This is a genomic window from Nocardia tengchongensis (genome assembly GCF_054781395.1).
The window spans coordinates 307,855-319,716 of record NZ_BAAGUM010000005.1; the positions used below are offsets into that span (position 1 = coordinate 307,855).

The following is an 11,862-nucleotide window of genomic DNA, read 5'->3' on the forward strand; positions in this document are numbered from 1 at the left end:
CTTACATGTACTGGCTATTGGCCAGCAGGGCGTATTGAGCGGCGGCGCGTTGGTTGACGTCAGCGAGCTGTGTCCCGGCAACGCGTGCGACATAGCGGTTGTAGTGAAGAGTGCAGATGAATCGATCGGACCTGTCCCATGCCTCTTCTTGCTCGATACGATCGGGCTTCGTGGTCTTGCCGGTCTCGGAACAGACGGTGTCGGGGACGTCCGTCGACTTTTCAGTCTGACTGGTTGTAATGCCGGCAATACCGGCCGATAGGGCGGCGGCAGCCTGGGCGTCTCGGGCCCGCAGTAGTAATGCACCGTTGCGAGTAGTGGCGGTGCTGTCCACGCCGTTGGCGTCGAGCAGCGTCTTCCATGTGGCTTGATCGTCGACGTTGTGAAGGAATCCGCGTGGTGTGCGGGTGATTTCATTCTCAGCGTGCACGTACGGAAAGCTTCCGGGATGCAGTGTCCGCCGCAACATGCCTTGTGGATCGTAGTCCAGACGTAGGACTTCGCGGGCCGACAAGGCGGGCGTCTGATCGAGCAGCGGCAGTTGTGCGGCTAAGACCTTGTCGGTCAGACTCATCAACCCCGCGAGTTTGGGTTTCGGTTGCTGCACGAATATGCTGACGACGTACTGTCCGCGAGCGATGGTCGTTCCCATTGACGGGATGCCCGGTCGCCAATGTGCCTTGGCATCAGGCTGTTTGTCGAGGACGACTCGCTGGTTCTGATCGGCTGCGACGTCGAAATCGGCCGCTTCCATTTGATCGGCCGCGGTTGATGCCCGCTGCTGATCCGGAAACTGTAGAACTGTGACACTGAAGGACGTGGAATCTGGGTCGGGCTTCCTGTGACCGAATGGGCTGAAGATAAGGAATGAGCTCGGATCCTTGACCTCGGACAGCGGCTTGGTGCTGGCAGATGCGGCGTAGCCGAACATGAGGTTGTTGCGTTCGGCCACCGGCTCGGCGACCTTCGAGAGCACCATGCCGAGCCCAACGGAGATTTGCAGGCCATAGGAGAGAACGCCGTGAGTGAAGCTCGGATCGACATCGGGCCCCGTGACGACAGCGTCGCCTAGACGGCCTGTTGCGAGGTCCTGTCCGCTGCTAGGCGAGTGGACATAGGCTCGTCGGACGTCGATCGGATCAGTTGGGTATGTACCGACCGAGAGCTTCCGGATATCGAACTCGCCTGCTTCAGGCTTCCCTGTTGCGGTTCCACAGCCTGCAAGCATCGTCGTGGTCACGAACAGGGTCAGTACGCCCAGTGCGGTTCTGCCGCCGAGACGGCGGGCGTCGAGGATCGTCACAACAGCTCCTTATTTGCTATTGGCGAGCATGGCGTACTGCGCTGAGATCCGCTGGTACACATCCTGTTTCTGGCTGGACCAAACCTCAGCTGCGTACCGCCCGTACGCGGCATAGCAATGAAACGGGAATTCACCACTGGACGGTCCGTGGTATTCGACGCAGCGTGCGACCGACAACCCTGACGGTGGATCGATCCGGCGCTGGAACCGCGTAGTGGCCTTGTCGGCGATGTAATTCTCCGCTGCCGTGGAGTCGCGCGCCCTGACGACTTGGCCGGCACCGTAGCTCACGAAATCGACACCGGTCTTCTCGAAGCGCGCGCGGGCGTCGCTCGGATCTTCAGCTGCAAGTATTGCGCCGTGGGTATCGAGCATGCCATCGAAACCGAAGGCGGCCTGGTCGCCGGACGGGCGATGCACGGTCATCCTGAGCATGCTCTGAGGATCTACGGGGAGATCAGGCAGCTTTTCTGGCGGAGTGGGTTGAAACGCCTTCATTCGATCAGCCGTGACCGAAATTGCCTTGTCGGACAGAGCAAGTAGGCCGGGCTGATCCGATTGCCCAAGTAGCGAATTCTCATGGTTGATTACCAGAGCGAGAATGATCAACTTTCCAGTGGGGTACCACGACGCGAGCGCTTGGGTCTGGGGGATCCATGTGATCTGAGCACTGGGATACAGGGTCGAGTGCGCAGACTCGGCCCCCTCGTTCTTGCCGAACCCGCTGCGCGCGAGCGCGCCCGCGGCCGTGGCCGCAGCATTATCGCTGTCGAACGCCATCACGGCGACCTTGAGCTCATACGAGATCACGGAGTCTGCGTCGGAGCGTGCTCCGGTTTGGAAGCCTGCGATGAGCCCCGGCGTGTTAGCGTTGAACTCGGTCATATTCAGCCAGCCGAAGGCAGCTGTATTGCCTACCGCCTGGTCGGCGAGGAAATCACCGGCATCGATGAACGGGTTCACGTCGGGAACGTTGTGCGTCAGTGCGGGATCGATATCCTGCGCGAGCGGCATGGTGTTGCCGAGCCGGAACGCTTCAAGATACTTTGCCCACGCCGTCGGATCCTTGGGCTTGATGTCCTTCGGTTGCGTCGGGTAGCTGCCTACATCGAGCTTCGTAAGATCGACCGGCGCCTGCTCGGCCGCATGGGACCCCGACCCGCACCCGGCACTCACCAGAACCGAAACCGCCAGTGCTACAGCCGCTGCCGCGCGCACCCCGATACGGGCCGACCGTAGTCGGCCAAAGCCGTGACGCATGTCGAACATCCCCCCGATACCGAATTCCCTGCTGTGCCGTCCCTCTGGTGTGCAGAGTGTACTGGTAGGTATGGATGTGAGGCACGCCATGGCAATCCGCTGGGGGAGATCTCACAGGTCCTGGAGGTGCGTGCGGGCCGAGTGCTGTACGGCCGCCCCCGGTTTCGCCTCGAGGCCCTGGCCCTTGAAGCTGACGCTGTGCTCAGGGGCTGTTGAACTCCCCGTCATTGATACCGGCGGTGAAGGCGTCCCATTCGCCGGGCGTGAAGGTCAGTGCCGGGCCGGTGGGGTCCTTCGAGTCGCGGACGCCTACCGTGCCACCCGCCAGGAAGGCCACCTCCACGCATTCCCCGCCTCCTGAGCTGTGACTCGACTTGAACCACTCGGATCCGTGCAGGTCAACGTTCACTCTCGTGCCTCCTCGCTATCTCTCTGATCATGTCGCGGCTCGGATGGTGGTCCAGGCTCGCCTGTTGGAGCCTCCGGAACGCCTGGCGGAATGTCACCACGTCCGTTCGCTTCTCGAGGTATGCGCTACCCGCGTAGCCCTCGCAGTAGACCTGCGCAGGTTCCACCAACTGTTTGCTGCGTGTGTCACTCCCGAAGTCCATGATTGTGAACGGCGGCACCGCCATTCCGAGGGGGAGGCCCGCCTGATACGGCATCACGCGGATGTCGATGTTGTCCCGAGTGCTCATATCTGCGATGTGCCGGCACTGTGCCGACATCACTCGATTGTTTCCAACGACAGTCCGCAGTACGTTCTCATGCAGGATGATTGACATCCTGGTTGGTTTGCGTGAGCGTGTGACGATGCGTTGCCGCTGTACACGAACCTGAATGCGTCGTTCGAGTTCGTACTCGGTGTCATCGGGGAAGTAGAGCCGGTCGAGCGCTCGCGCGTAGTCGGCCGTCTGGAGCAGTCCGTGCACGATCAATGGCTGAAAGACGGTCAAAGACGTTGCGCTGGATTCCAATCCGACGAACAGGTTGGCCCATGCCGGGATCAGGTCACTGAAGGCTTGCCACCACGATTTGGCGGGTGCCTGTGTAGCGAGGCCTTTCGCGACTAAGGTCGTCTCCTCGTCGAGTCCATATGCTTCACATAGCGCCAGAATGTCTGTGACTCTGACCTTCTCGGTCTCGCCCCGTTCGAGTCGACTCAGTGTCGGCCGACTCCACTGGACCAAGGCTGCGGCCTGATCCAGATTCATCCCCGTGGTCGCTCGTGCGTCCCGCAGCAATCGGCCGAGTTGCCGACGCGGCAGGGTGGTGTCGGTGTCCTCCGGTTCGATGTTCGCCATCCGCCTGCCCTCTCACCAGGTTGGGCCGAACTTCTCATTTTGAGAAGGAGGATATGCCTTTCGTGAGAGGCGAACTGCGGGTTTGAGCCGATTCCGCGGATTGACTGGCTACGCCGACCCGCCGTCCTCATCCGGTGCACTGTTCGGGCATCAGGCGACAACCGGTCGCCACTGATTGGCCCGAATCACGCGGGAGGTCGTAATGTCCTGGGACACATGGGCTCTGCTGTCGATACTCAGCCTCTGCGTGGCCGTCATCTGCTGGTCCGCTTGGGGCTTCTACCGCGACAGCCATCCGGGCGGTGACGACCGCTTTCTCAGACTTACGTACCTCGACGGCTCGAAGTATGTGGAAGTCCCGGCGAGCGGCGGCATCGGACGCCGGCACCGAGCCCAGCACCGAGCGACCTGATCTGATGCCTTCCACCTCATCTCGTGTCAGCCACCACCGGCTGCCCTTGTCCACCTCGATGCAGTCGTCCAACGGGGTGAAGATCCTGCTCTGGCCGCACCGCCGATGTATCGAAGGCTCTGGCTGCCAGGTGAACTCCTGCAGCGCGCGCCAACAACTCCTCGAGATCGCTCGGTTGGCAGGCTGGTCCTGGGTCGTGGATGTGCCGACAACCGAAATCGAAATGAATGATTGATCCGTCGATGGCCCTGGACCTCACCCGCCGTGTTGTATGCCAGCATGTTGAGTCAGTCTCGGTCGACGCATACCTCGCTGCGAGGTAGGTCCCATGGGCGGGGTGCCCGGTTATGCCGCCTGGGCCCGAACGAGTTTGACGATCAGCGGTAGGTCCGCCAGTGTCAGCGGGCGATCCACGGGCTTGTTCAGGTCCTGCTCGACGAGCCACCGCAAATACTCCGACTGGCTCATGCCGCGCTCCTTGGCGCGCGCCTTCAGTCGGCGGTCCTGGGTCGGGGTCAGCTTCACGGACCGTGGAATATTGGCCGGCTCGGCTTCGGCATCGGCAGGGGGCGGCAGCAGTTGCGCCTGGTCGGTCTGAATCCGCAGGCGTTGCGTCATCTCCAGGATCTGGTCTGGAGTCATGTTCTCGAACTCGTTTGCCGGATCAGTCATTGCGGGCCTCCCATGCTTCGAAGTCGGCGACCAGCTCACTGGACGGACGGCTTGCGTTGATGATGTAGATATCGCGGCGATCGATTCGAGCGAGCAGCACCAGTATTGAAAGACTGCCACAGACTACTTCGGACTACCTGGCTGATTGACGGGCAATCCGAGGCCACACAGGTGGTGGCATCTCATAGGTACCGGCTCTTCACGAGCAGCTGGTGCAGTCCTTCTGGTTTGCCGAGCGTTGGTAGGGCGGGGGCTTCAAGGTCAGGCGCATCTTCTTCAGAAGCCTTGGCTGTTGGCTAGGAGGGCGTATTGGGCGGCGGCCTTCTGCTGGGCGTCGAAGAGTTGGTCGCTTGCGACCTGGGCGACGTAGCGGTTGTAGTGGAGCGTGCAGATGTACTTGTTCTTGTGATTCCACGCGGTGTAGGCGACCCAGGGATAGCCGACGCCAGGGTTGGCGGTTCGGGTGCAGGCGGTGTCGGGGGCTGTGCCTGCGGGCTCGGCGGAACTTGTTGTGATGGTGGGGATTCCCTGCCAGAGGGCGAGGGCGGCATTGGCATCGCGAGCACGGAAGAGGAGGCCGCCGCCGACAGCGGTGGAGACACGGTCGACACCGTTGACGTCCAGCAATGGTTTCCAGGTCTCCGGGGCCTCGACGTAATGCAAGTAACCGCGAGCGGTGTGGGTGGCCTCGCTGTCCGCCGAGATGTTCAGATACGTGGCGGGGTGCAGGGTGCGGCGCAGCATGGTGTCAGGGTCGTAGTCGAGGCGGAACATGTCGGCGCTGGACAATCCGGGGGAGCCGTCGAGCAGGGGGAGCTGCGCGGCGAAGATCTTGTCGGCGAGGGAACGCAGGCCGTTCAGGTCGGCGGTGGGCGTCTGGACGAACGCGCTGATCACGTAGCGGCCGTCGGCGAGGGTGGCGGCCAGTGATGGAACGCCGGGCCGCCAATGGGCTTTGGCATCGGTGGTCCGATCCAGGGTGACGTGGGCGTTCTGGTCGGGAGCCACATCGAAATCGGCGGCCTCCATATCTTCGCCCGCGGCCTGCGCTTGCTGTTGGTCGGGGAACTGGATCACCGTGACGTTGAACGAAGTCGAGGACGGGCTGGGCGTCGCACCGTCGAACGGCTGGAAATTGCCGGATAGCTCGAAACCTTCCAGCTTGTCCAATGCTTCGGTGCTGGCCGCTGTGGAGTAGCCGTACACCATTTGGTGCTGCTCCAGCACCGGCTGGACCGCATTCGCCAGCACATTGAATGTGCCTGACGCCGACGCGAGCTCCCTGGACAACATCGTGTGGCTGAACATGGGATCGACATCGGCGCCTACGACCACGTGGTCGGCCAGGCGGGCAACGGCGAGCGACTGTCCGTCTTCCCAACTGCGGCGGTAAGTCATACGGACTTCGAGCGGGTCCGTCGGGTAGTTCCCCACCTCGAGCCTCCGGACATCGATCTCCGCGGCGGCCGCGGCGCCGGACACATCGTGACCGCATCCGGTCAGCGCGGACATGGCCGCGGCAGCCGCGAGAGCGAGGGCTGCCGTGCCGAAAAGCTTTCTGCCGTAACCACGACGGGCGCCGAGTCGCATCACGATTCCCCTACTTGTCGTTCGCGAGCATGGCGTACTGCGCGGAGATCCGCTGGAACGCATCCTGCTGCTGCTGGGACCACACCTGCGCCGCGAATCGGCCATAGGAGACCGTGCACGCGAACGGGAACGCATGGGTGTCGGGGCCGTGGTACTTCACACACCGCGCGCCCGGCAGACCCACCGGCGAATCGATCGGATGGTGGAACTTGTCGACGTATTCCAGGTCGCGGAGATCCTTCGCCGCCGCCGCGTCCCGGGTCCGATACAGCGCTCCCGCACCGTAACCGACCGCATCCACCCCATCCTTGTCGAACAGCGCCTGTGCGGTATCCGGCTTGTCTTCGTCGTGCAGGGCGCTGTGCGCGTCGAGAGCGCCGCTGAATCCGCTCGCCGTCCGGTCCCCGGCCGGGCGCGGGAGGGTCAGGCGCACGATGCCCAACGGATCGAGCGGCAAGGTGGTGAGCTGGTCCGGCGGTGTCGGCCGGAACGACTTCAACCGGTCCTCGGTGACGGCAATGGCCTTGTCGGACTTCGCGATCAGGTCGGGGAGATCCGAGATCTTCTCGTAGTGCTTCTCGCGATTGTCGACCAGCGTGCCGATCACGAATCGGCCGGTCGGATAGAACCCCGCCAGGTACTGACTGCCGGGCAGCCAGGACAGCAGTGCCCCGGGGTGCGCCGTCGACTGTGCGGGCTCGCCGACGCCATTACCGAAATCCGGAAATCCGTCGGCCGCGAACACCGTCGCCGCCGCGGCGGCATCGCTGTCGCTGTCGAACGCCATGACCAGAGCAGTGAGCTGATACCCCAAGTCGGCATCCGAGTCGGTCCGCGCGGAGGTCGCGAACCCCGCCGTGAACCCGGTCGGGTCGGTCGTGAACGCCGTGTCGTTCAGCCACCCGAACGCGGTCTTGCCACCTCGCATCTCAGGGACCAACAGGTCGGAGACGCTGGTGAACGGGTGCACGCCACCGGCATTGGTCGTCAAGGCCGGATCGATCTCCATCGGCAACGGCAGGGCTCCGCCAAGCCGCAGCGCCTCCGCGAGCCGGCCCGCCGCGACGGCGTCGGGAGCGGTGACCTGAGTCGGCTGGGTCGTGTAACTGCCGGTGTCCAGCTTGGCCAGGTCGACCGTCTGCTCCTGTGCCGCATGCGATTCCGACCCGCACCCGGCGGTCGCCGGCACCGAAGCTGCCAGTGCCACCGCCGCCGCGCACAACCGAATGCGGGCCGAACGGCGTCGGCCGAAAACGTTGTTCATTGTGAAGGTCCCCACCCCCGCTGCCGCCGAATCACCGGCAGCACTGTACTTCTGGCGAACAGAGTGTAGCGGCTGGTCCCTGTTTCGCCTCGTGCCGAGATTTCCCTCGTCTCAGCGTCGGGCAGCTGCCCCGGTCAAGTAGTGCTGTTCCGCAGGGGTAGTGACCATGAGCGCCGTCGTCATGGTGGCCGGCGTGTGCACCGAGATCGTGTGGGGCGCGTCCGGGTGTTGGACGATCGTCACGTCGGCGTCCGGCTCGTAGTCGGACGAGATGGATTCGTGGATGGTGACCACGGTGGCCGAGCCCGGGGGAGCGGTGGTGGGGACGCCGTCGAAGACGATGACGGTGGCGGCGGGGCTGGCGAGGCGGCCGGTGATCGCGGTGCCTCGGGAGCTGTGGGTTACCGAGGAGGCCAGGGAGAGGGCGTGGGGGGCTGCGACATTCGTGACCATGGCTTGCCAGGCCCAGGGGCGGGCGGTGTGGACCACGGCGCCGGCGCCGAGGGCGATGGCTCGGAGGATCACCTGCTGGGCCAGGGGGAGGCTGGCGATGATGTCGATGCGGCGGGAGCCGTCGCCGATCAAGGGGACGGCGATGCCGCTGCCGGTGGCGTCGGCGCCGATGAGCTGGCCGCAGCCGGCGGTGGGCATCGCGATGTCGGTGAGGACGTCGACGGGGCCTCGGTAGCCGCTGGGGCGGGTTTCCTGGGCGCCGTAGGCCAAGATGTCCATGAGGGCCCAGAGTTGGCGGCGGGGGAGCTCCTTCAGGCCGGTGACGGGGGGCTCGCCGTGCTCGTAGGGGGTGTCGTAGCGGACGCGGGCGTCGACCTCGATGATGGCGGCGGGCTCGCCGGGCTTCGCGCCGGGCTCGGGGACGGGTTGCAGGCGCACCGTCACCGTGGTGGCGAGGCTGCGGACCGCCCAGATCTTGGCCAGGCCGTCGGAATTGAAGAGCTGCGGGTCGATCTGGTAGCTCGTCAGGTGAATTCCGTTGTGCTCCAGGTTGTCCGGGTGCTCGGTGAATTCGTTGACGGGGATGCCGCGGGTCAGTTCGCGGATCGCGGACGTCATTTCGGCGGTGGTCAGCACCGAGGCCGTGATGCCGTGTCCGGCAAGGCGGTTCGCGACACGGCGGGTGGCCACCAGGGCCGAGCGCAGGGCGCCCTCGGGGCCGCCGCCGCGGTTGTCGACGGCCTTGGCGTTGGCGAGCGGGTTCAGGCGCAGGACCAGCCACATGGTGCGGTGGGCGATGGCAGGCAGCGGGCCCAGGATCTCGTCGTAGAGACGGCCCAGGGGGGCGATGCTCGCGGCGTAGCCGGAGATCACGGCCTCGGTGCTGGCGGTGCGGGTGCCGGTGCTGATCACATCGACCGAATGCAGTTCCACGTCGTACTGGCGCAGGCAGGCGGCGATCTCGTTGAGCGGTAGCAGCTGATCGGTGCTGAGCGAACCGCGACGCAGCAAGGTCAGGGTGTCCGGCGGCGGGTCGATGCGGAGCATCGTGGTCAACAAGCTTCCATCCCACCGCAATCCGCAGCTGCCGCCGTCCGGCATCGGGACGTCGACCAGAGCGTTCTCGTCGAAACTCTTGCGGCGCACCTGCTTCCAGCGATAGGCGACCCAACGGCCCAGGCGCAGGCCGATCGGCGTCCCGGCCACGGGAGTCAGCCCGATGAGCACGGGCACCAGCCCGGCCACCAGTGCCGCCCACCACGGCGCGTGTACCGCGACCACGATCAGCGAGACCAGCACGCCGACCAAAGCCACCGGAATCACCAGGCGCAGAGGAAGATTCCGCAGCAGCCACAGATCATCGGACCGCAGCTCGGCCGCCACCACAGGTGCGGGACGGGCCGCGGACGGCTGCTCCCCCCGAGGCTCCGCAGGCTCCGGAATCGGGGGACGTGGAGCCGGCGGCGCCGGGCGTGGCGGCGCGGCCACGCTCGAACCGGGTGCGTAATGCTCTGGCGCGCCCTGCGGGTAGCCGCCCGGCGCGAAACCGGGCTGCCCGCCCCCGGCGTGCCTCCCGTCTCCGCCGTAGTGGTTCCCACCATTTCCGCCCGGCTGATAGCCGCCCGCTCCCCGCGGAAAGTCGTTCACAGTTCAGTTGCCCCTCAGTCGGCGGCCGACGACAAGTTCAGCGACGCGAGCAGGGTGCTCAGCGCGGCCTTCATGTCGGGTCCCTCGATGCGCATGAGCGCCGATTCGTCGATGGTGCTCAGATCGATGGATTCGTCATTGGCCAGCCGGAACTCGCGTTCCTCCTCGGCGGCCTCGATCAGGTTGCGGATGAAACGACCGTTGCCGGCCACGTCCACCCCGCGCCGCGGCGCACCGCTCTGGTCGGTGCTCTCCATGACGTAGAGCTTCTCGCAGGTCTCGACCAGCGCGGCCAGCGCGTCATCGGACAATTCCGAATCCCGCTTGGAGGATACGACCTGGCCGATCCGGCCCAGCTCCTCCGCGGTGTAGGACGGGAATTGCAGCCGCTTCGAGAAGCGGGACGCCAGACCGTCGTTGGCGGCCAGGAAGCGGTCGATCTCGCCGTCGTACCCGGCGATGATCACCACCAGGCGGTCGCGGTCGTTCTCCATGCGGGCCAGCAGTGTGTCCACCGCCTCACGGCCGAACGCGTCACCGCCCGAAAGACCGGTCTGGATCAGGGTGTACGCCTCGTCGATGAACAGCACGCCGTCCATGGCGGTGTCGATCAGGGCGTCGGTCTTGATGGCCGTGGAACCCAGATGCTGGCCGACGAAGTCCGAACGCTTGGTCTCCACCACCTTGTCGGTCTTGAGAATGCCCAGGCCGCAATAGATTTTGGCGACCACCCGCGCGATCGTGGTCTTACCGGTTCCGGGCGGGCCCGTGAACGCCAGATGCTGACCGCGCGCCGAACTCGAAAGCCCCTTCTCGGAACGGATCTTCGCCAGCTGCGCACTCGACTGCAGCTTCGCCACCTGCGTCTTCACCGCCGCCAAACCGATCTGCTTGTCCAGCTCGGCGCGCGCCTGGGCCAGGATCTCCTTGGCCCGATCCTCGTGCTCGGCGGCCTGCTTCTCCTCCAGCGACGGCGCCGAAGCCGGATCCCACTTCTCGGTGCGGGCCTCGATCACCTCCTTCGAGGTGAGCGTGATCCGGTAGGTGCGGTCGCGCATGGCCGCGGCATTGGCGTCGAAATCCGGCGCCTGCGAATACACCTTCTCGAACAGCGCCTGCGCCTCCTCGGCCGCGCCGTTCTCGCGCAGGCACAGGCCGCGGCAGAACATGGCCGCGGTGCGGGCCGCCGGAATCGGGCCCGCCTCGGCGGCCTCCATCCGGCGAATCGCCTCACCGAACAGACCCAGCTGCGCACAGGCGGTGCCGACCATCACATGCGCGCCGGCGGCCAGATACGGGTCCTCCCAGCTCTCGGACCCGTTCAGCACGGTCATCACATCCGGCCAGCGCTGCGTGTTGTAGTGCAGGATGCCGCGCACGTATTTGGCGATGCGGCCGTCGATCTCGAAGTCCGGCTCCGAAGCCCGCGCCCGCCGGTGCTTTTCGAGTTCGTCGAGCACCTGCTCGGCCTCGTCGTACTGCTTCTCGCCGATCAGATGCGCGGCCCACGCCAGATGGGTCTCGGTGAAACTCGACAGCGGATAGTCGATGTAGAGGCCCGGAAGAAAACGTCCGGCAAGCGTGCGCGGCGGCAGCCCCAACCGGCGCTGTTCCCGCCCCAGCGAGACGGTGCTGCACTTGTAGAGGTTGCTCAGAACATCCTTGGTGACCTCACCGGCGGCGGTCCGGCCCAGCCAGGCGTCGGCCATGGTGGGGTCCCACTCGGTCGCGCGCTGGAAGGCGAGTTTCGCGTAGTCGAGGTCCCGATTCGACTCCTGGCCCTCGATGCTCAACCCCAGGGACAGCACTCCCGCATCGAAGGCGCGTTGGGCCTGGCGAGTGTCGATCATCCTAGTCGAACCCCGAATTCGTCGAACCTGGTTGGTCTTTCGTTCACATTCCCCACCCACACCGTGCGAATCGCACGGCTGCGGACAGTCGGATACATTATGGTTAA

Annotated in this window: 10 protein-coding genes; 1 reads left to right on the top strand and 9 read right to left on the bottom strand. The window is 65.0% G+C overall.

Annotated elements, in window-relative coordinates; genetic code table 11:
- Position 1: 1 nt before the first annotated feature.
- The 4 genes from ACYVKL_RS09990 to ACYVKL_RS10005 form a co-directional block, all read right to left on the bottom strand.
- Positions 2 to 1,303 carry a DUF7373 family lipoprotein gene (locus ACYVKL_RS09990; protein WP_379168589.1) on the bottom strand — a complete coding sequence of 434 codons (1,302 nt, stop codon included), beginning with the start codon at positions 1,301 to 1,303 and terminating at the stop codon, positions 2 to 4.
- Between the two features lie 9 nt (positions 1,304 to 1,312).
- Entirely contained in the window at positions 1,313 to 2,572 is a 1,260-nt protein-coding gene (locus tag ACYVKL_RS09995) for a DUF7373 family lipoprotein (protein WP_379168590.1), read from the bottom strand.
- Positions 2,573 to 2,765: 193 nt separating this feature from the next.
- The gene (locus ACYVKL_RS10000) at positions 2,766 to 2,972 is read right to left on the bottom strand and encodes a DUF397 domain-containing protein (RefSeq protein ID WP_379168592.1); all 207 of its coding nucleotides are present in this window, start codon (positions 2,970 to 2,972) and stop codon (positions 2,766 to 2,768) included.
- Positions 2,962 to 3,867 (bottom strand): helix-turn-helix domain-containing protein, encoded by a 906-nt coding sequence (locus tag ACYVKL_RS10005; RefSeq protein WP_379168594.1) that lies wholly within the window; start codon positions 3,865 to 3,867, stop codon positions 2,962 to 2,964. Before ACYVKL_RS10005 ends, ACYVKL_RS10000 begins: the two co-directional genes overlap by 11 nt.
- Positions 3,868 to 4,069: 202 nt before the next feature.
- On the opposite strand from ACYVKL_RS10005, the gene ACYVKL_RS10010 reads away from it, so the two are divergent.
- Positions 4,070 to 4,279 (top strand): hypothetical protein, encoded by a 210-nt coding sequence (locus tag ACYVKL_RS10010; RefSeq protein WP_379168596.1) that lies wholly within the window; start codon positions 4,070 to 4,072, stop codon positions 4,277 to 4,279.
- Positions 4,280 to 4,624: 345 nt separating this feature from the next.
- On the opposite strand, the gene ACYVKL_RS10015 is transcribed toward ACYVKL_RS10010, so the two are convergent.
- From ACYVKL_RS10015 to eccA, 5 genes are all read right to left on the bottom strand, one after another.
- Entirely contained in the window at positions 4,625 to 4,951 is a 327-nt protein-coding gene (locus tag ACYVKL_RS10015) for a plasmid mobilization protein (protein ID WP_357197725.1), read from the bottom strand.
- Positions 4,952 to 5,227: 276 nt separating this feature from the next.
- On the bottom strand, positions 5,228 to 6,541 hold the full coding sequence (locus tag ACYVKL_RS10020; protein WP_379168598.1) for a DUF7373 family lipoprotein: 1,314 nt from the start codon (positions 6,539 to 6,541) through the stop codon (positions 5,228 to 5,230).
- 10 nt (positions 6,542 to 6,551) lie between these two features.
- Positions 6,552 to 7,805, bottom strand: coding sequence for a DUF7373 family lipoprotein (locus ACYVKL_RS10025; protein ID WP_379168601.1), 1,254 nt, complete (start codon positions 7,803 to 7,805; stop codon positions 6,552 to 6,554).
- A 111-nt stretch (positions 7,806 to 7,916) separates the two neighbouring features.
- Complete coding sequence (gene eccE, locus ACYVKL_RS10030; RefSeq protein WP_379168603.1) at positions 7,917 to 9,905, bottom strand: type VII secretion protein EccE; 1,989 nt, start codon at positions 9,903 to 9,905, stop codon at positions 7,917 to 7,919.
- 14 nt (positions 9,906 to 9,919) lie between these two features.
- Entirely contained in the window at positions 9,920 to 11,755 is a 1,836-nt protein-coding gene (gene eccA, locus ACYVKL_RS10035) for a type VII secretion AAA-ATPase EccA (RefSeq protein ID WP_379168605.1), read from the bottom strand.
- Positions 11,756 to 11,862 lie beyond the last annotated feature (107 nt).